The sequence below is a fragment of the Pseudomonas sp. NUPR-001 genome (assembly GCF_052147955.1).
In the GTDB taxonomy this organism is placed as follows: domain Bacteria; phylum Pseudomonadota; class Gammaproteobacteria; order Pseudomonadales; family Pseudomonadaceae; genus Aquipseudomonas.
On the sequence record NZ_CP197353.1, the window covers coordinates 3,884,172 to 3,904,057 of the forward strand.

General features: G+C 61.1%; 17 protein-coding genes. 15 read left to right on the forward strand and 2 right to left on the reverse strand.

Annotation, left to right across the window (positions count from 1 at the left end; translation table 11 throughout):
* Nucleotides 1–50 precede the first annotated feature (50 nt).
* The 15 genes from ACP6KB_RS17600 to ACP6KB_RS17670 all read left to right on the forward strand — a co-directional run bounded on the left by ACP6KB_RS17600 (nucleotide 51) and on the right by ACP6KB_RS17670 (nucleotide 18,341).
* On the forward strand, nucleotides 51–713 hold the full coding sequence (locus tag ACP6KB_RS17600) for a lysoplasmalogenase (RefSeq protein WP_442108571.1): 663 nt from the start codon (nucleotides 51–53) through the stop codon (nucleotides 711–713).
* Between the two features lie 357 nt (nucleotides 714–1,070).
* Nucleotides 1,071–1,484 (forward strand): NADH-quinone oxidoreductase subunit A, encoded by a 414-nt coding sequence (locus tag ACP6KB_RS17605; protein WP_010220397.1) that lies wholly within the window; start codon nucleotides 1,071–1,073, stop codon nucleotides 1,482–1,484.
* A 10-nt stretch (nucleotides 1,485–1,494) separates the two neighbouring features.
* The gene (locus tag ACP6KB_RS17610; RefSeq protein ID WP_107025573.1) at nucleotides 1,495–2,172 is read left to right on the forward strand and encodes an NADH-quinone oxidoreductase subunit B; all 678 of its coding nucleotides are present in this window, start codon (nucleotides 1,495–1,497) and stop codon (nucleotides 2,170–2,172) included.
* 78 nt (nucleotides 2,173–2,250) lie between these two features.
* Nucleotides 2,251–4,032 (forward strand): NADH-quinone oxidoreductase subunit C/D, encoded by a 1,782-nt coding sequence (gene nuoC, locus ACP6KB_RS17615; RefSeq protein ID WP_128324643.1) that lies wholly within the window; start codon nucleotides 2,251–2,253, stop codon nucleotides 4,030–4,032.
* A 2-nt stretch (nucleotides 4,033–4,034) separates the two neighbouring features.
* Nucleotides 4,035–4,532 (forward strand): NADH-quinone oxidoreductase subunit NuoE, encoded by a 498-nt coding sequence (gene nuoE, locus ACP6KB_RS17620; protein WP_012313767.1) that lies wholly within the window; start codon nucleotides 4,035–4,037, stop codon nucleotides 4,530–4,532.
* Complete coding sequence (gene nuoF / locus ACP6KB_RS17625) at nucleotides 4,529–5,893, forward strand: NADH-quinone oxidoreductase subunit NuoF (protein WP_442108574.1); 1,365 nt, start codon at nucleotides 4,529–4,531, stop codon at nucleotides 5,891–5,893. Before nuoE ends, nuoF begins: the two co-directional genes overlap by 4 nt.
* A 131-nt stretch (nucleotides 5,894–6,024) precedes the next feature.
* Nucleotides 6,025–8,739, forward strand: a complete 2,715-nt coding sequence (nuoG, locus tag ACP6KB_RS17630) for an NADH-quinone oxidoreductase subunit NuoG (RefSeq protein WP_442108576.1) — start codon at nucleotides 6,025–6,027, stop codon at nucleotides 8,737–8,739.
* Nucleotides 8,736–9,743 carry an NADH-quinone oxidoreductase subunit NuoH gene (nuoH, locus tag ACP6KB_RS17635; protein ID WP_442108578.1) on the forward strand — a complete coding sequence of 336 codons (1,008 nt, stop codon included), beginning with the start codon at nucleotides 8,736–8,738 and terminating at the stop codon, nucleotides 9,741–9,743. The genes nuoG and nuoH overlap by 4 nt, the downstream gene beginning before the upstream one ends.
* Before the next feature lie 11 nt (nucleotides 9,744–9,754).
* Nucleotides 9,755–10,303, forward strand: a complete 549-nt coding sequence (gene nuoI, locus ACP6KB_RS17640) for an NADH-quinone oxidoreductase subunit NuoI (protein WP_009400993.1) — start codon at nucleotides 9,755–9,757, stop codon at nucleotides 10,301–10,303.
* Between the two features lie 9 nt (nucleotides 10,304–10,312).
* Nucleotides 10,313–10,813, forward strand: a complete 501-nt coding sequence (gene nuoJ / locus ACP6KB_RS17645) for an NADH-quinone oxidoreductase subunit J (RefSeq protein WP_442108580.1) — start codon at nucleotides 10,313–10,315, stop codon at nucleotides 10,811–10,813.
* Between the two features lie 4 nt (nucleotides 10,814–10,817).
* On the forward strand, nucleotides 10,818–11,126 hold the full coding sequence (nuoK, locus tag ACP6KB_RS17650; protein ID WP_028944232.1) for an NADH-quinone oxidoreductase subunit NuoK: 309 nt from the start codon (nucleotides 10,818–10,820) through the stop codon (nucleotides 11,124–11,126).
* Nucleotides 11,123–12,976 carry an NADH-quinone oxidoreductase subunit L gene (gene nuoL / locus ACP6KB_RS17655; RefSeq protein WP_442108583.1) on the forward strand — a complete coding sequence of 618 codons (1,854 nt, stop codon included), beginning with the start codon at nucleotides 11,123–11,125 and terminating at the stop codon, nucleotides 12,974–12,976. The genes nuoK and nuoL overlap by 4 nt, the downstream gene beginning before the upstream one ends.
* 39 nt (nucleotides 12,977–13,015) lie before the next feature.
* A complete protein-coding gene (gene nuoM, locus ACP6KB_RS17660; protein ID WP_442108585.1) occupies nucleotides 13,016–14,548 on the forward strand; it encodes an NADH-quinone oxidoreductase subunit M in 1,533 nt (510 codons plus the stop codon).
* Nucleotides 14,549–14,555: 7 nt separating this feature from the next.
* On the forward strand, nucleotides 14,556–16,025 hold the full coding sequence (gene nuoN, locus ACP6KB_RS17665; protein ID WP_442108587.1) for an NADH-quinone oxidoreductase subunit NuoN: 1,470 nt from the start codon (nucleotides 14,556–14,558) through the stop codon (nucleotides 16,023–16,025).
* Nucleotides 16,026–16,286: 261 nt separating this feature from the next.
* Nucleotides 16,287–18,341, forward strand: a complete 2,055-nt coding sequence (locus ACP6KB_RS17670; RefSeq protein ID WP_442108589.1) for a TonB-dependent receptor family protein — start codon at nucleotides 16,287–16,289, stop codon at nucleotides 18,339–18,341.
* On the opposite strand, the gene ACP6KB_RS17675 is transcribed toward ACP6KB_RS17670, so the two are convergent.
* Complete coding sequence (locus ACP6KB_RS17675; RefSeq protein WP_442108591.1) at nucleotides 18,338–19,402, reverse strand: AI-2E family transporter; 1,065 nt, start codon at nucleotides 19,400–19,402, stop codon at nucleotides 18,338–18,340. The genes ACP6KB_RS17670 and ACP6KB_RS17675 overlap by 4 nt on opposite strands.
* A gap of 66 nt (nucleotides 19,403–19,468) precedes the next feature.
* Nucleotides 19,469–19,885 (reverse strand): hypothetical protein, encoded by a 417-nt coding sequence (locus ACP6KB_RS17680; RefSeq protein ID WP_442108593.1) that lies wholly within the window; start codon nucleotides 19,883–19,885, stop codon nucleotides 19,469–19,471.
* Nucleotide 19,886: the final 1 nt, after the last annotated feature.

The following is a 19,886-nucleotide window of genomic DNA, read 5'->3' on the forward strand; positions in this document are numbered from 1 at the left end:
ATAATTGCTCAATAGCTATCCTAGGCACACAACAACACCAAGGATTGGCCATGTCTCGCCCTCTCACTCTGCTCTGCCTGGCACTGCTTGGCGCAGCCCTCTATTTATATGCACTGGCCAGCCAACAGGCACTGCTCGGCCTGGCGGTCAAACCGATTCCGGTGCTGGCCCTGATTGTCTGGCTCAACGCCGCCGAGCCCTCCCCCTATCGACGCTGGATCAGCATTGGCCTGGGCTTCTCGCTACTTGGCGACATTCTCCTGGCAGTACCCGGTGATCTGTTCGTATTTGGCCTGGCAGCGTTTCTCTGCGCTCACCTGGCGTACCTGCGCGGCTACCTGCGTGAGAACCGGCAACCCGCGCTCTGGGCCCTGGCAATCTCGGCAAGCATCGGTGCGGTCTTGTTGGCGGTACTGATCAGCCACGGCCTGGGCGAACTGCTGATTCCAGTGACCGTGTACGCCCTGGCCATCAGCGCGATGCTGTGGCGCGCCCTGGCCTGCGGCGGGCTTGCCGCGCTGGGCGCTGTTGCCTTTGTGTTCTCCGACAGCCTGATCGGCATCGACCGCTTCGTCGCCCAGTTCCAGGCGGTGCCGTACCTGATCATCCTCGCCTACTGGCTGGGACAGTGGGCCATCGCGGCCTCGGTATACACCAGACGTTCGCCAGAAACCTTGATCCAGAGCGCGGCAAATCAGAAAAAATTCGGTTAAAACACGAAGAGTGGAAACTTGCAGGCGATGCCTGTGCAAGCCAACTTTATAATTGACCGTATCAGTGGGTGATCTGTACTTCAGCAAATGATATTAATTATCATTACGAAATTGCGAGTTCATTACGCAGTGCAAGAAACATAATTAACAAAACCGCAGACAATGCCCGTCCCATGCGGGCTGCAGCGAGTTACGAAAGGTTTTTGTTCTTAATCCTACGAATAAATTTGCTGTAGAAATTTTACTTGCACCGGGTTTACCCATAAAATCAGCACGATAGATTCCGCTGCGACATATCGTCACTGCTCTACTACTTTCCAAGCCGCAGAGACTGGTCTCTGTATAAGGATTTTCAGCATGCCCGATTCGACAGGACTCATCGCCCACAACTGGGGCTTTGCCATTTTCCTTTTGGGTGTCGTTGGCCTGTGTGCCTTCATGCTCGGTCTGTCCGCCCTGCTCGGTAGCAAGGCCTGGGGCCGCAGCAAGAACGAACCCTTTGAGTCCGGCATGCTGCCTACCGGCGGCGCCCGCTTGCGCCTGTCGGCCAAATTCTATCTGGTCGCGATGCTGTTCGTGATCTTCGATATCGAAGCCCTCTTTCTCTTTGCATGGTCTGTGTCCGTCCGCGAAAGCGGCTGGACCGGATTCGTCGAAGCTCTCGTTTTCATAGCAATTCTGTTGGCAGGTCTTGTCTACCTTTGGCGCGTCGGTGCTCTTGATTGGGCTCCCGAAGGTCGCCGTAAGCGGCAAGCGAAGCTGAAACAATGAGGCTTTGGCAATGCAATACAATCTCACCAGAATCGACCCGGATGCTCCTAACGAGCAATATCCAATCGGAGAGCGGGAAACCGTCTCCGATTCGCTGCTAGAGGACCAGGTCCACAAGAACATCTTCATGGGCAAACTTGAAGATGTGCTCAGTGGCGCGGTCAACTGGGGGCGTAAAAACTCCCTGTGGCCGTACAACTTCGGCCTCTCCTGCTGCTACGTGGAAATGACCACGGCCTTCACGGCGCCCCACGACATCGCCCGCTTCGGCGCGGAAGTGATCCGGGCGTCGCCGCGTCAGGCCGACTTCATGGTCGTTGCCGGTACCTGCTTCATCAAAATGGCGCCGATCATCCAGCGCCTGTATGAGCAGATGCTTGAGCCCAAGTGGGTCATCTCCATGGGTTCGTGCGCCAACTCCGGTGGCATGTACGACATTTACTCGGTCGTTCAGGGGGTCGACAAGTTCCTCCCCGTGGATGTCTATGTGCCTGGCTGCCCGCCTCGCCCTGAAGCCTTCCTGCAAGGCCTGATGCTGTTGCAGGAGTCGATTGGCCAGGAGCGTCGTCCTCTTTCCTGGGTTGTCGGTGATCAAGGCATTTACCGTGCCGAGATGCCGTCGCAGAAAGAGCAACGCCGTGAACAGCGCATCCAGGTCACCAACCTGCGCAGCCCCGACGAAGTCTGATCCAGCGACCTGTTGCCTGCGCATGCGCGACAGGCAGCCTGGCTTCATTCTCTACGTTGACCGAAAGCGACCGAGACCATGACAGCGGACACCGCTATTTATATCCCGCCTTACAAGGCTGACGACCAGGATGTGGTTGTCGAACTGAACAACAAGTTTGGCCCCGAGGCGTTCGTCGCCCAGGAAACCCGTACCGGCATGCCGGTGCTTTGGGTTACCCGTGCCAAACTCAAAGACGTATTGACCTTCCTGCGCAACGTCGCCAAGCCGTACAGCATGCTCTACGACCTGCACGGTGTGGACGAGCGTCTGCGCACCCAGCGCCGTGGCTTGCCAGGTGCCGACTTCAGCGTTTTCTACCACCTGCTTTCGGTAGAGCGCAACAGCGACGTCATGATCAAGGTAGCCTTGAGCGAAGGCGACCTGAACCTGCCGACCGTCACTGGTATCTGGCCTAACGCCAACTGGTACGAGCGTGAAGTCTGGGACATGTTCGGCATCGACTTTGCCGGCCACCCGCACCTGACCCGCATCATGATGCCGCCGACCTGGGAAGGTCACCCGCTGCGCAAGGACTACCCTGCCCGCGCGACTGAATTCGATCCGTACAGCCTGACCCTGGCCAAGCAGCAACTCGAGGAAGAAGCTGCACGCTTCAACCCTGAGGCCTGGGGCATGAAACGCCACGGCGCCAATGAGGACTACATGTTCCTCAACCTTGGCCCGAACCACCCTTCGGCGCACGGTGCGTTCCGTATCGTCCTGCAGCTGGACGGCGAAGAAATCGTCGATTGCGTCCCGGACATCGGTTACCACCACCGTGGTGCCGAGAAGATGGCCGAGCGTCAGTCCTGGCACAGCTTCATTCCTTACACCGACCGTATCGACTACCTCGGCGGGGTAATGAACAACCTGCCATACGTACTCGCGGTCGAGAAGCTGGCCGGCATCCAGGTGCCGCAGAAGGTCGACGTGATTCGTATCATGCTGGCCGAGTTCTTCCGTATCACCAGCCACCTGCTGTTCCTGGGTACCTACATCCAGGACGTCGGCGCCATGACCCCGGTGTTCTTCACCTTCACCGACCGTCAGCGTGCCTACACCGTGATCGAAGCCATCACCGGCTTCCGTCTGCACCCGGCCTGGTACCGTATCGGTGGCGTTGCCCACGACCTGCCGCGCGGCTGGGACAAACTGGTGAAAGACTTCGTCGAATGGCTGCCAAAGCGCCTCGACGAGTACACCAAGGCCGCCCTGCAGAACAGCATTCTCAAAGGTCGTACCATCGGCGTTGCCCAGTACAACACCAAAGAAGCCCTGGAATGGGGTGTCACCGGTGCTGGCCTGCGTTCCACCGGCCTGGACTTCGACCTGCGTAAAGCCCGCCCTTACTCCGGCTATGAGAACTTCGAATTCGAAGTACCGCTGGCCCACAACGGCGATGCCTACGATCGCTGCATGGTCCGTGTCGAGGAGATGCGCCAGAGTATCCGCATCATCGACCAGTGCCTGCGCAACATGCCGGAAGGCCCGTACAAGGCGGATCACCCGCTGACTACGCCGCCGCCGAAAGAGCGCACCCTGCAGCACATCGAAACCCTGATCACTCACTTCCTGCAAGTTTCGTGGGGCCCGGTCATGCCGGCCAACGAATCCTTCCAGATGATTGAAGCGACCAAGGGCATCAACAGTTACTACCTGACGAGCGACGGCGGCACCATGAGCTACCGCACCCGGATTCGCACCCCGAGCTACCCTCACCTGCAGCAGATCCCTTCGGTGATCCGCGGCAGCATGGTTGCCGACCTTATTGCGTACCTGGGCAGTATCGACTTCGTTATGGCTGACGTGGACCGCTAAGCATGAACAGCACGCTTATCCAAACCGACCGTTTCGCCCTGAGCGAAACCGAGCGCTCGGCCATCGAGCACGAGATGCATCACTACGAGGACCCGCGCGCGGCGTCCATCGAAGCCCTGAAGATCGTTCAGAAGGAACGTGGCTGGGTGCCGGACGGCGCCATCTATGCCATCGGCGAAGTGCTCGGCATTCCTGCCAGCGACGTCGAAGGCGTGGCCACCTTCTATAGTCAGATCTTCCGTCAGCCGGTTGGCCGGCACATCATCCGCGTTTGCGACAGCATGGTCTGCTACATCGGCGGCCACGAGTCGGTGGTCAGCCAGATCCAGAGCGAGCTGGGTATCGGCCTGGGTCAAACCACTGCCGACGGCCGCTTCACCCTGCTGCCGGTTTGCTGCCTGGGTAACTGCGACAAGGCCCCGGCGCTGATGATCGACGACGACACCTTTGGCGATGTCCAGCCTGCTGGCGTCTCCAAGTTGCTGGAGGGTTACGTATGACCATCACTTCCTTCGGCCCGGCCAACCGCATTGCCCGTGCGGCCGAGACGCACCCGCTGACCTGGCGCCTGCGCGACGACGGCGAGCCGATCTGGCTTGACGAGTACCAGGCTAAAGACGGCTACAGCGCTGCCCGCAAGGCACTGGCGCAGATGTCGCAGGACGACATCGTCCAGACGGTCAAAGATTCCGGCCTCAAGGGCCGTGGCGGTGCGGGCTTCCCCACCGGCGTCAAATGGGGCCTGATGCCCAAAGACGAATCGATGAACATCCGCTACCTGCTGTGCAACGCGGACGAGATGGAGCCCAACACCTGGAAAGACCGCATGCTGATGGAGCAACAGCCCCATCTGCTGGTCGAAGGCATGCTGATCAGTGCCCGCGCACTGAAAGCCTACCGTGGCTACATCTTCCTGCGTGGTGAATACACCACCGCGGCAAAGAACCTCAATCGCGCCATCGATGAAGCCAAGGCCGCAGGCCTTTTGGGCAAGAACATCCTCGGCAGCGGTTTTGATTTCGAGCTGTTCGTGCACACCGGTGCCGGGCGTTACATCTGCGGTGAAGAAACCGCACTGATCAACTCCCTCGAAGGCCGCCGCGCCAACCCACGCTCCAAGCCGCCCTTCCCGGCCGCCGTTGGCGTCTGGGGCAAGCCGACGTGCGTGAACAACGTCGAGACCCTGTGCAACGTGCCGGCCATCGTCGGCAACGGCGTTGACTGGTACAAGTCGCTGGCCCGCGAAGGCTCCGAAGACCACGGCACCAAGCTGATGGGCTTCTCCGGCAAGGTCAAGAACCCGGGCCTGTGGGAACTGCCATTCGGCGTTACCGCCCGTGAACTGTTCGAAGACTACGCTGGCGGCATGCGCGACGGCTACAAGCTCAAGTGCTGGCAGCCTGGTGGTGCCGGTACTGGCTTCCTGCTGCCTGAGCACCTCGATGCGCAAATGTATGCCGGTGGCATCGCCAAGGTCGGCACCCGTATGGGTACTGGTCTGGCCATGGCAGTCGACGACAGCATCAACATGGTGTCGCTGCTGCGCAACATGGAAGAGTTCTTCGCCCGCGAGTCCTGCGGCTGGTGCACCCCATGCCGTGACGGCCTGCCATGGAGCGTGAAAATGCTGCGCGCCCTGGAAAAAGGCCAAGGCAAGGCGGAAGACATCGAGACCCTGCTGGGCCTGGTCAACTTCCTCGGCCCTGGCCGCACCTTCTGCGCCCACGCACCGGGCGCCGTTGAGCCGCTGGGCAGTGCCATCAAGTATTTCCGTCCGGAGTTCGAGGCCGGCGTCGCACCTGATTCAGGTAGCGAAGCCCTGCGCCCGAACCTGGCCAAGCCGATTGTCGTCGGCGCATAACAAATGAAACGCGGGTGGTCCGTGCCACCCGCTGCCTCGACAGCTCGCCAGGTAGTCCCTGTGCGGGCTGCAGGCACACAGATTTCCATTAGCCACGCCCGCAGACGCGGGCCAACGAAGAACTTTGAACCATGGCCACTATCCACGTAGACGGCAAAGCGCTCGAAGTCAACGGTGCAGACAACCTGTTACAGGCGTGTCTGTCGCTCGGCCTCGACATTCCTTATTTTTGCTGGCACCCGGCGCTTGGTAGCGTCGGCGCCTGCCGCCAGTGCGCAGTCAAGCAGTACACCGACGAGAACGACACCCGTGGTCGTATCGTCATGTCCTGCATGACCCCTGCCACTGACGGCACCTGGATTTCCATCGACGACGACGAGTCCAAGGCGTTTCGCGCCAGCGTCGTTGAATGGCTGATGACCAACCACCCGCACGACTGCCCAGTCTGTGAGGAAGGCGGTCACTGCCACCTGCAAGACATGACGGTAATGACCGGCCACAATGAGCGCCGCTACCGTTTCACCAAGCGTACTCACCAGAACCAGGAACTCGGCCCGTTCATCGCTCACGAGATGAACCGCTGCATCGCCTGCTACCGCTGCGTGCGTTACTACAAAGACTACGCCGGCGGTACCGACCTGGGCGTGTACGGCGCTCACGACAACGTGTACTTCGGTCGTGTTGAAGACGGCGTCCTCGAAAGCGAGTTCTCCGGTAACCTCACCGAGGTCTGCCCGACCGGTGTGTTCACCGACAAGACGCACTCCGAGCGCTACAACCGTAAGTGGGACATGCAGTTCGCCCCGAGCATCTGCCATGGCTGCTCCAGCGGTTGCAACATCAGCCCGGGTGAGCGTTACGGCGAACTGCGTCGCATCGAAAACCGTTACAACGGCTCGGTCAACCAGTACTTCCTCTGCGACCGTGGCCGTTTTGGCTATGGCTACGTCAACCGCGAAGACCGCCCACGTCAGCCATTGCTGGCCGATGGCAGCAAGCTGGGCCTGGACGCTGCACTGGATAAAGCCGCCGACATGCTGCGCGGTCGCAACATCGTCGGTATCGGTTCGCCACGCGCCAGCCTGGAAAGCAACTACGGCCTGCGCGAGCTGGTCGGTGCCGAGCACTTCTACTCGGGTATGGAAGCTGGTGAGCTGGAGCGCGTGCGCCTGGCCCTGCAGGTCCTCAACGACAGCCCGCTGCCGGTCCCTACCCTGCGCGACATGGAAGACCATGACGCGGTGTTCGTCCTCGGCGAAGACCTGACCCAGACCGCCGCCCGTGTGGCCCTGGCCCTGCGTCAGTCGGTCAAGGGCAAGGCTGAAGCCATGGCCGATGCCATGCGTGTTCAACCGTGGCTCGACGCGGCGGTGAAGAACATCGGTCAGCACGCCATGTACCCACTGTTCATTGCCAGCCTGGCTGAAACCAAGCTCGATGACGTGGCTGAAGAATGCGTTCACGCCGCACCGGACGACCTGGCCCGTATCGGCTTCGCCGTAGCCCACGCCATCGACCCGAGCGCCCCGGCTGTTGAAGGCCTGGACGCCGAAGCCCTGGCCCTGGCCAAGCGCATCGCCGATGCCCTGGTTGCTGCCAACCGTCCGCTGGTGGTTGCCGGTACTTCGCTGGCCTCCAAGGCCCTGATCGAAGCCGCTGCCAACATCGCCAAAGCCCTGAAGCTGCGCGAGAAGAACGGCTCACTGAGCCTGGTGGTGCCTGAGGCCAACAGCCTCGGCATGGCCATGCTCGGTGGCGAGTCGATCGACGCCGCGCTGGACGCTGTGATCAGTGGCAAGGCCGACGCCATCGTCGTGCTGGAAAACGACCTGTACAGCCGTGTATCGGCCGCCAAGGTCGATGCTGCCCTGGCCGCCGCCAAGGTAGTGATTGTTGCCGACCACCAGAAAACCGCGACCGCCGAGCGCGCGCACCTGGTGCTGCCAGCGGCCACCTTCGCCGAAGGCGATGGCACCCTGGTCAGCCAGGAAGGCCGTGCCCAGCGCTTCTTCCAGGTGTTCGACCCTACCTACCTGGACAGCAGCATCCTGGTACACGAAGGCTGGCGCTGGATGCATGCCCTGCGTGCGACCCTGCTCAACAAGCCGGTGGACTGGACCCAGCTGGACCACGTTACCAGCGCTTGTGCCTCTGCTGCACCGCAGCTGTCGGGTATCGTCAACGCTGCGCCGTCCGCGTCGTTCCGCATCAAGGGCATGAAAATCGCCCGTGAGCCGCTGCGTTACTCCGGCCGTACCGCCATGCGCGCCAACATCAGCGTGCACGAGCCGCGTACCCCGCAAGACAAAGACACCGCGTTCGCCTTCTCCATGGAAGGTTACTCGGGTACCGCCGAACCCCGTTCGCAAGTGCCATTCGCCTGGTCGCCGGGCTGGAACTCGCCACAGGCGTGGAACAAGTTCCAGGACGAAGTCGGCGGCAGCCTGCGCGCTGGTGATCCGGGCACCCGTCTGATCGAAACCGAAGGTGACAAGCTCAACTGGTTCGCCAGCGTACCGGCAGCCTTCGCCCCGGCCCGTGGTACCTGGCAAGCGGTGCCGTTCTATCACCTGTTCGGCAGCGAAGAGAACTCCTCGCGCGCCGCGCCGGTACAAGAGCGCATCCCACAGGCCTACGTTGGCCTGGCCAAGTCCGAAGCCGACCGCCTGGGCGTCAACGACGGCGCGATGCTGAGCTTGAACGTGGCCGGCCAGACCCTGCGTCTGCCGCTGCGCATCAATGAAGAACTGGGCGCAGGCCTGGTTGCCCTGCCCAAAGGCCTGGCCGGCATTCCGCCTGCCATCTTCGGTGCATCCGTCGAAGGCCTGCAGGAGGCAGCACAATGACCTGGTTCACCCCTGAAGTGATCGATGTGATCATCACCGTCGTCAAGGCCGTCGTGGTCTTGCTGGCCGTGGTGGTCTGCGGTGCGCTGCTCAGCTTCGTCGAGCGGCGCCTGCTGGGCTGGTGGCAAGACCGTTACGGTCCGAACCGCGTAGGCCCGTTCGGGATGTTCCAGATCGCAGCCGACATGCTGAAGATGTTCTTCAAAGAAGACTGGAACCCTCCGTTTGTCGACAAGATGATCTTCACCCTGGCGCCGGTCGTGGCCATGAGTGCCTTGCTGATCGCTTTCGCCATTATCCCGATCACCCCGACCTGGGGTGTCGCGGACCTGAACATCGGCCTGCTGTTCTTCTTCGCCATGGCCGGTCTGTCGGTGTATGCCGTGCTGTTCGCCGGCTGGTCGTCGAACAACAAGTACGCCCTGCTCGGCAGCCTGCGGGCGTCGGCGCAGACCGTGTCGTACGAAGTGTTCATGGGCCTGGCGCTGATGGGTATCGTTGCCCAGGTCGGCTCGTTCAACATGCGCGACATCGTTGACTACCAGGCGCAGAACCTGTGGTTCATCATTCCGCAGTTCTTCGGCTTCTGCACTTTCTTCATCGCTGGCGTCGCCGTGACTCACCGTCACCCGTTCGACCAGCCAGAAGCGGAACAGGAACTGGCCGACGGTTACCACATTGAATATGCCGGTATGAAATGGGGCATGTTCTTCGTCGGTGAGTACATCGGCATCATCCTGATCTCGGCGCTGTTGGTAACCCTGTTCTTCGGTGGCTGGCACGGTCCGTTCGGCATCCTGCCGCAAGTACCGTTCCTGTGGTTCGCCCTGAAAACCGCGTTCTTCATCATGCTGTTCATTCTGCTGCGCGCCTCGATCCCGCGCCCGCGCTATGACCAGGTGATGGACTTCAGCTGGAAGTTCTGCCTGCCGCTGACCCTGATCAATTTGCTGGTGACCGCTGCGCTCGTGTTGCTCAACACGCCAGCTGTTGCGGCCCAGTGAGGATTTGACCCATGTTCAAGTATATTGGCGACATCGTTAAGGGCACTGGCACCCAGCTGCGCAGCCTGGTGATGGTGTTCTCCCACGGTTTCCGCAAACGTGACACCCTGCAGTACCCCGAAGAGCCGGTCTACCTGCCGCCACGCTACCGTGGCCGCATCGTCCTGACCCGTGATCCGGATGGCGAAGAGCGCTGTGTAGCGTGCAACCTGTGTGCCGTGGCCTGCCCGGTTGGTTGCATCTCGCTGCAGAAAGCCGAAACAGAAGACGGTCGTTGGTACCCGGAGTTCTTCCGCATCAACTTCTCCCGTTGCATTTTCTGCGGCCTCTGCGAGGAAGCCTGCCCGACCACCGCGATCCAGCTGACGCCGGATTTCGAAATGGCCGAGTTCAAACGTCAGGACCTGGTGTACGAGAAAGAAGATCTGCTGATCTCCGGCCCCGGCAAGAACCCTGACTACAACTTCTACCGTGTTGCAGGTATGGCTGTTGCCGGCAAGCCGAAAGGCGCCGCGCAGAACGAAGCCGAACCGATCAACGTGAAGAGCTTGCTCCCTTAAGGAAGAAAGATGGAATTCGCTTTCTATTTCGCATCCGGTATCGCTGTGGTGTCCACCCTTCGGGTGATCACCAACACCAATCCCGTGCACGCCCTGCTCTACCTGATCATTTCGCTGATCGCCGTGGCGATGACGTTCTTCGCCCTCGGCGCTCCGTTCGCCGGTGTGCTGGAAGTGATCGCCTACGCTGGCGCCATCATGGTGCTGTTCGTCTTTGTGGTGATGATGCTCAACCTGGGCCCGGCTTCGGTCGCCCAGGAGCGTGGCTGGCTCAAGCCGGGTATCTGGCTGGGGCCGGTGGTCCTGGCCGCGCTGCTGCTGCTCGAACTGCTGTACGTCCTGTTCGGCAACCAGAGCGGCGCCGGTATCGGTCACACCACTGTCGACGCCAAGGCGGTCGGCATCAGCCTGTATGGTCCTTACCTGCTGGTGGTTGAACTGGCCTCGATGCTGCTGCTCGCTGCAGCGGTGACGGCGTTCCACCTCGGCCGCAACGAGGCGAAGGAGTAATCACATGCCTGCAATTCCTCTCGAGCATGGCCTGGCTGTCGCCGGCATCCTGTTCTGCCTCGGCCTCGTCGGCCTGATGGTGCGCCGCAACATTCTTTTCGTGTTGATGAGCCTGGAAATCATGATGAACGCCTCGGCACTGGCGTTCATCGTTGCCGGTAGCCGCTGGGCGCAGCCGGATGGACAGATCATGTTCATCCTGGTGATCAGCCTGGCCGCTGCCGAGGCCAGTATCGGCCTGGCGATCCTGCTGCAACTGTATCGCCGCTTCCACACTCTCGACATCGATGCTGCCAGTGAGATGCGCGGATGAACCTTATCTTTCTGACGTTCGTATTCCCCCTGATCGGCTTCCTGCTGCTGTCGTTCTCACGCGGTCGCTGGTCCGAAAACCTGTCGGCGCTGATCGGCGTCGGCTCGGTCGGCCTGTCGGCTGCCGTGGCCGCTTACGTGATCTGGCAGTTCAACGTTGCACCGCCTGAAGGCGGCGCTTACAGCCAGCTGCTGTGGCAGTGGATGTCGGTGGACGGCTTTGCACCGAACTTCACCCTGTACGTGGATGGCCTGTCGGTCACCATGCTTGGTGTGGTCACCGGTGTCGGCTTTCTCATCCACCTGTTTGCCTCCTGGTACATGCGTGGTGAAGCCGGCTACTCGCGGTTCTTCTCCTACACCAACCTGTTCATCGCCAGCATGTTGTTCCTGGTGCTGGGCGACAACCTGCTGTTCATCTACTTCGGTTGGGAAGGCGTAGGCCTGTGCTCGTACCTGTTGATCGGTTTCTACTACAGCAACCGCAACAACGGTAACGCCGCACTCAAAGCCTTCATCGTCACCCGTATCGGCGACGTGTTCATGGCCATCGGCCTGTTCATCCTGTTCGCCCAGCTCGGCACCCTCAACGTGCAAGAGCTGCTGGTACTGGCACCGCAGAAGTTCCAGGCAGGCGACACCTGGATGGTGCTGGCGACCCTGATGCTGCTCGGTGGTGCGGTCGGTAAATCCGCCCAGCTGCCGCTGCAAACCTGGCTGGCTGACGCGATGGCCGGCCCGACCCCGGTTTCGGCACTGATCCACGCCGCAACCATGGTAACCGCCGGTGTCTACCTGATCGCCCGTACCCACGGCCTGTTCGCCCTGGCACCTGACATCCTGCACCTGGTGGGTGTGGTCGGCGGTGTGACCCTGGTGCTGGCCGGCTTTGCTGCCCTGGTACAGACCGACATCAAGCGTATCCTCGCCTACTCGACCATGAGCCAGATCGGCTACATGTTCCTGGCCCTGGGCGTTGGTGCCTGGGAAGGCGCGATCTTCCACCTGATGACCCACGCCTTCTTCAAGGCCCTGCTGTTCCTGGCTTCCGGTGCGGTGATTGTTGCCTGCCACCACGAGCAGAACATCTTCAAGATGGGCGGCCTGTGGAAGAAACTGCCGCTGGCCTACGCCAGCTTCATCGTCGGTGGTGCCGCCCTGGCTGCCCTGCCGCTGCTGACCGCCGGTTTCTACTCCAAGGACGAAATCCTCTGGGAAGCCTTCGCCAGCGGTCACAACGGTCTGCTGTACGCCGGCCTGGCCGGTGCCTTCATGACCTCGCTGTACACCTTCCGTCTGATCTTCATCGCCTTCCACGGCGAAGCCAAGACCGAAGCCCATGCTGGCCACGGGATCTCCCACTGGCTGCCGCTGGGTGTACTGATCGTGCTGTCGACCTTCGTCGGTGCCTGGATTCATCCACCACTGGCTGGTGTGCTGCCGCAAAGCGTCGGCCATGCCGGCGGCGAAGCCAAGCACAGCCTGGAAATCGCCTCGGGCGCCATCGCCATCGCCGGTATCCTGTTGGCTGCGGTGCTGTTCCTGGGTAAACGTCGCCTGGTGACCGCGATCGCCAACAGCGGCATCGGTCGTGTTCTGTCGGCCTGGTGGTTCGCCGCCTGGGGCTTCGACTGGATCTACGACAAGCTGTTCGTCAAACCTTACCTGCTGATCAGCCACATCCTGCGCAAGGATCCGGTTGACCGCAGCATTGGCCTGATTCCGCGTATGGCGAAAGGCGGTCATGCCGCCATGAGCAAAACCGAAACCGGTCAGCTGCGCTGGTACACCGCTTCGATCGCCGTAGGTGCCGTGCTTGTACTCGGTGCCGTTGTTATGGCTGCGGTCTGATATGAACCTTGCGACTTTGCGAAAGGAATTGAGCCCGTCATGATTTTGCCTTGGCTGATCCTGATCCCCTTTATCGGCGGCCTGCTGTGCTGGCTGGGTGAGCGCTTCGGCGCCACCCTGCCGCGCTGGATTGCGCTGCTGACCATGTCCCTGCTGCTCGGTGTCGGCCTCTGGCTGTGGGCCAACGGCGACTACACCCTGGCCCCTGCACCTGGCGCTGCGCCAGAGTGGGCGGTCGAATTCAAAGTGCTGTGGATCGAGCGCTTCGGCATCAGCCTGCACCTGGCCCTCGACGGCCTGTCGCTGCTGATGATCCTGCTCACCGGCCTGCTCGGTGTGCTCTCGGTACTGTGTTCCTGGAAAGAGATCCAGCGTCACGTCGGCTTCTTCCACCTCAACCTGATGTGGATCCTGGGCGGCGTGGTCGGTGTGTTCCTGGCCCTGGACCTGTTCCTGTTCTTCTTCTTCTGGGAAATGATGCTGGTGCCGATGTATTTCCTCATCGCGCTCTGGGGTCACAGCTCCTCCGACGGCAAGAAGACCCGGATCTACGCTGCGACCAAGTTCTTCATCTTCACCCAGGCCAGCGGCCTGATCATGTTGGTGGCGATCCTGGGTCTGGTACTGGTCAACTACAGCAACACCGGTGTGATCACCTTCGACTACACCCAGTTGCTCAAGGCTGATCTGCCAGCGGGCACCGAATACCTGCTGATGCTCGGCTTCTTCATCGCCTTCGCGGTCAAGCTGCCGGTGGTACCGTTCCACTCCTGGCTGCCAGACGCTCACGCCCAGGCGCCAACCGCAGGTTCGGTTGACCTGGCGGGTATCTTGCTGAAAACCGCTGCGTACGGCCTGCTGCGTTTCGCCCTGCCGCTGTTCCCGAACGCTTCGGCGGAGTTTGCGCCGATTGCCATGACCCTGGGTCTGATCGGGATCTTCTACGGTGCGTTCCTGGCCTTCGCCCAGACCGACATCAAGCGTCTGGTTGCGTTCTCCAGCGTCTCGCACATGGGCTTCGTGCTGATCGGTATCTACTCGGGCAGCCAGCAAGCACTGCAAGGTGCAGTCATTCAGATGCTGGCACACGGTCTGTCGGCAGCGGCACTGTTTATCCTGGCCGGCCAGCTGTACGAGCGCCTGCACACCCGTGACATGCGTGAAATGGGTGGCCTGTGGCACCGCATCGCCTACCTGCCGGCCATCAGCCTGTTCTTCGCCGCCGCGTCGCTGGGCCTGCCGGGTACCGGTAACTTCGTTGGTGAGTTCCTGATCCTGATCGGCAGCTTCGTGGCTTCGCCATGGGTCACCGTGATTGCCACCTCCGGCCTGGTGTTCGGTTCGGTCTACTCGCTGATCATGATTCACCGTGCCTACTTTGGCCCTGCGAAGTCGGACGAAGTCCTGGCTGGCATGGATACCCGCGAACTGATCATGGTACTGGGCCTGGCTGGCCTGCTGATCTTGCTGGGCGTCTACCCGCAGCCGTTCCTGGACACTTCTGCCGCCACCATGAGCGGTGTGCAGCAGTGGCTGGGCTCCGCTTTCACTCAACTCGCTTCGGCCCGGTAAGAGCGCTATGGACCTGACGATTCAACACTTTATCGCGCTTGCGCCGCTGCTGATTACCAGTCTCACCATTGTCGTGGTGATGCTGGCCATCGCCTGGCGCCGCAACCACTCGCAAACCTTCCTGCTGTCGACCGTAGGCCTGAACCTGGCCCTGCTGTCGATCTTGCCAGTTCTGAAAGTTGTGCCCCTGGCGGTCACCCCGCTGCTGACCATCGACAAGTTCGCCTGCCTGTACATGGCGCTGATCCTGGTGGCCACCCTGGCCTGCGTTACCCTCGCCCATGCGTACCTGGGTGATGGCGGCAAAGGCTACCCGGGCAACCGCGAAGAACTGTACCTGCTGATCCTGCTGGCCGCCCTCGGTGGCTTGGTACTGGTCAGCGCGCAGCACCTGGCGGGCTTGTTCATCGGTCTGGAGCTGCTTTCGGTTCCGGTCTATGGCCTGGTTGCTTATGCCTTCTTCAACAAGCGTTCGCTGGAAGCTGGCATCAAGTACATGGTGCTGTCGGCCGCCGGTTCCGCGTTCCTGCTGTTCGGTATGGCCCTGCTGTACGCCGATGCCGGCAGCCTGAGCTTCGACGGTATTGGCAAGGCCCTGGCCGCCACCAACATGCCAAGCCTGCTGGCACAACTGGGCCTGGGCATGATGCTGGTTGGCCTGGCGTTCAAACTGTCGCTGGTACCGTTCCACCTGTGGACCCCAGACGTTTACGAAGGTGCTCCGGCACCGGTTGCAGCCTTCCTGGCTACCGCCAGCAAGGTGGCTGTATTCGCCGTTGTCGTACGCCTGTTCATGCTCTCCCCTGCTGCCAGCAGCGGCGTGCTTACCACCGTACTGTCGGTGATTGCGGTTGCTTCGATCCTGATCGGTAACCTGCTGGCCCTGACCCAGAGCAACCTCAAGCGTCTGCTGGGTTACTCCTCGATCGCCCACTTCGGCTACCTGCTGATCGCCCTGGTGGCGAGCAAAGGCCTGGCCGTTGAAGCCATTGGCGTGTACCTGGTCACTTACGTGATCACCAGCCTCGGCGCGTTCGGCGTAATCACCCTGATGTCCTCGCCGTACAACGGCCGTGACGCTGACGCACTGTACGAGTACCGCGGCCTGTTCTGGCGCCGTCCGTACCTGACCGCGGTACTGACCGTGATGATGCTGTCGCTGGCTGGTATCCCGTTGACTGCAGGCTTCATCGGCAAGTTCTACATCATCGCCACCGGTGTCGAGTCGCAGCTGTGGTGGCTGGTGGGTGCGCTGGTGATCGGTAGTGCCATCGGCGTGTTCTACTACCTGCGCGTCATGGTGACCCTGTTCCTGATCGAGCCAAACCTGCGTCGTCACGATGCCCCGCTGAACTGGGAACAGCGTACCGGTGGCGTCATGCTGCTGGCCATCGCCATCCTCGCCTTCGTGCTGGGTGTGTACCCGCAGCCGTTGCTGGACATGGTTCAGCACGCTGGATTGCAGTTGATCGGCTGATCGACCTGGCAATAACCAACACCCCGCTTCGGCGGGGTGTTTTGTTTTTGTGGGACCAACTGTCTTGCCCCGCCTGTGGGGGATACCGTCTTGCTCCGCCTGTGGGAGCGGGCTTGCCCCGCGAACACGGGCGAAGCCCGTGCCATTCACCGCAGTGCCTGCTTCGCGGGGCAAGCCCGCTCCTACGGTAGATTTCTGTGACTGTGCTTCGTCTGGTAGTTGTGACGTCTGATACCCGCTCACTGTCCCGGAACCCGTTTGATGCGTCCCACCCTACCCCGCTCGTCCCTCGCTCTGTTGATCTCTTGCACCGCCTCCGTCCAGGCCAGCGACGGCATTGAACTTGGCCAAGTACTGATTCAGGAAACCGAGCAAAGCGAGCTGCAAGATGCCCGTGAACGCCTGAGTCAGGTGCCCGGTGCCACCAACCTGGTGGACATGCAGCGGGTCGAGCAAGGTCGGGTCGCCAGCAACCAGGACGTACTCGCCTATCAACCGGGTGTTTTTGCCCAGTCCGCCGGCAACGACGGGATCAAGCTGTCGATCCGCGGCTCCGGCATCAACCGCGCGCCCGGCGCCCACGGTTCGGGCGTGTACACGATGTTCGACGGCCTGCCACTGACCGGCCCGGGCGGTACGCCTTATGAGCTGTTCGAACCGCTGTGGCTGAGCCGCGCGGAAGTGCTACGCGGCGCCAATGGTTTTGACCGCGGCTCCCTGGCCTTGGGCGGTGCGATCGATTACATCACCCATACCGGCCATGATGCCGCGCCGCTGCAGCTGCGTTATGAGCTGGGCAGCCGTGGGTATGCCAAGCGTCAGATCAGCTCGGGCCAGATATTGGGGGATCTGGATTACTACGTGGCCCTGACCGACTCTGAATACGACGGTTATCAGGAACACAGCAGCGGCAGCAGTAAAGGTATCGCCGCCAATGTCGGTTATCGCGTCAACCCGAACCTGGAAACCCGCTTCTACCTGCGCTACCGGGAAACCGAAAATGAACTGGCCGGGCGCCTGACCAAAGAGCAGATCAAGCACCATCCACGCGATGCCAACCCGGCGTACCTGGCCCGGGATGATAGCCGCCCGCAACCGGGCAGCACCTGGGTGGGCAACAAGACCACATTCTACCTGAGCGACGACGCACGCCTGGAAGCCGGGCTGGTCTACCACGACTACCCGATGGACCTGCGCGAGGGCCCGATGCGACTCAAGGTCGCTTACACCGACGTTAGCGGCACACTGAATTATTTCCGTACTGACACCCTGCTCGGCCACGAAAGCAAAACGACGGTGGGCTGGCGTTCCACCAAGCACCTGCCCAACAGCGGGGCTTCGCAGTTTGCCCGGACAAACGACATCACCGGCGCCCGGAGCCGAGACTTCAGTTATCAAGGCTCGGACAACGTTGCACATATCGGTAACGAACTCGAACTGGTGCCCAACCTGTGGCTGACCAGCGGCCTGGCGATGATTTACACCCGCCGCGAAAGCGAGGTGAGCTTTCCGGCCAACGGGGGCAAGGTCAGCCAGCATGACTGGGACTACGCACCGCGTCTCGGGCTGCATTATGACATCAATCCCGGACTGCAGGTGTATGGCAACCTGAGCCGCTCGGTCGAGCCGCCGCACCCGTGGTCGCTGATATGGAGCTCGACCAACGCCACTCAGCCGATCGAGATGCAGAACCAGACCGCAACCACCCTTGAGCTGGGTGCACGCGGCGAGTCGCTTATCGGCCGTTGGGACCTGGCCTGGTACTACTCCAACGTGCGTCATGAACTGCTGGCCGTGGAGATCGTGCAAGGCCTGCCCGCCAAAGAATTCAACGCCAGCCCCACCGTCCACCAGGGCGTCGAAGCCGGACTGGACAGCCTGCTCTGGGAACGAGCTGCAGTCGGCAAGCTGTCGCTGCGCCAGGCTTACACCTTCAGCGACTTCCATTACCGCGACGACGATACCTTCGGCGACAACCGCCTGCCGGGTATTCCGATGCATTACTACCAGGCCGAACTGCGCTTCGACCTGCCGAGTGGCTTTTTCGCCGGGATCAACACGCAAATGGCGTCCAAGGTCCAAGTCGACTACGCCAACAGCTATCACGCCGATCCCTATGCCTTGCTCGGCGCCACCCTGGGCTACAACGCCCCCAAGCAGGACTGGCAAACCTGGCTCGACCTGCGCAACCTGACCAACAAGCGCTATGCCGCCACGGTGACACCGGGCTATAACGACAACGGCCAGGACATCGCCCGCTCGACGCCTGGTGAAGGGTTCGGAGTTTACGCAGGCGTGTCCTACAGCTTCCGCTAATCGGGCAACTGCACCTTGGGTTTAGTCGAGACGAAGATCGCCCAGCTGGACATGAACAGCGCGGCGATCAACGGCCCGATGACAAAGCCGTTGAGGCCGAACACGGCCAGACCACCGAGGGTCGATATCAGGATCAGGTAATCGGGCATTTTCGTGTCTTTGCCCACCAATATCGGCCGCAACAGGTTATCAACCAGGCCGATGACCAGCACACCGAAGGCCGTCAGCACCACGCCTTTCCAGACGGTCCCGACGAGCAGGAAGTAAATGGCCACGGGCGCCCAGACAACACCCGCCCCAACCGCCGGAAGTAGCGACAAGAATCCCATCAGCACCGCCCAAACCAGCGGACTGGGAATGCCCAGCACCCAAAAGATGATGCCGCCCAGTGCTCCCTGTGTTACCGCCACCACCAGGTTGCCTTTGACCGTAGCCCGTACCACCCGGTTGAACTTCAACTGCAAGCGGCGTTTTTGCTGTTCGGCCAACGGCAGCGCGGTGCGTACTTTGCGTGCCAGTTCAGCGCCATCGCGCAGAAAGAAAAACAGCAGGTAGAGCATGACGGCAAAGCTCACCAGAAATTCGAAGGTGCCCTGGCCGAAGCTGAACGCTTGGCTGGCAAAGAACTGGCTGCCCTGCATCGCGCCCTTGCTGATCGCTTCGCGCAGCCCTTCCAGGTCCGCCATTCCCATGCGCTGCAAACCGCGCTGGGCGAACGCCGGTAGCAGGTCGTTGAACCGTTCGATATAACCGGCAATGTCCAGTTGGCCGCTTTCAATATTTTTGTACAGCGCCGCGCCTTCCTGTACCAGCAAAGTGCTGATGACGATCACCGGCAAGATGGCAATCAGCAGACAAGTCAGCAGCGTCACGCCGGCGGCCAGATTGCGCCGCCAACTCAGGCGCAACAACAGACGGCGCTGCAAGGGGGCGAAGAGAATGGCGAGGATGACCGCCCAGAACACCGCGCCATAAAAAGGCAACAGGATCCATACAAAGGCGATGGTGACCAACGCCAGTAACAGGTGCAGGGCCTTGTGCTGCCGGGCGGTCTCGCTCATAGGCACTCCGTTGGGGTTGTCAACGTTAGTGCGCAGCACAGGGCCAAAAGTGCCGTTATAGCAGCGCTATATCCCTATTGAAGTGCTATCCAGCGCTTTTACCAGTAATCGATCGTTGGGAGGCGGCAGGCCCGGTGCTGGCTGCCTGACTTCGTCAGGTTCCCAGCTGAAAGTGGCCGTCAGTTCGACAGGCACATAAACCGGGGCTTCTTGCCCTTGTTCCCCGTCAGTTGACGACACGTTGTACCAGCTGTTCTGGCTCGCGCTGTTGCTCCAGGTTATCGATTTACGCGTTTGCAGATCCTCAAACAGGTAGGTGCAGTTACTCACCCCCGCCAGGCTTTGCCCCTTCCAGTCCCACTGGTAGGTAGTGTCGCTGCACGACTTTTCAATCAACGAGTAACAAGTCGGGCCGGTTGCGTATGCGCCGGTAGGCGTCGCGTGGCTGATGGACCACGGTCCAAGCGATACCGTCAACGTCATC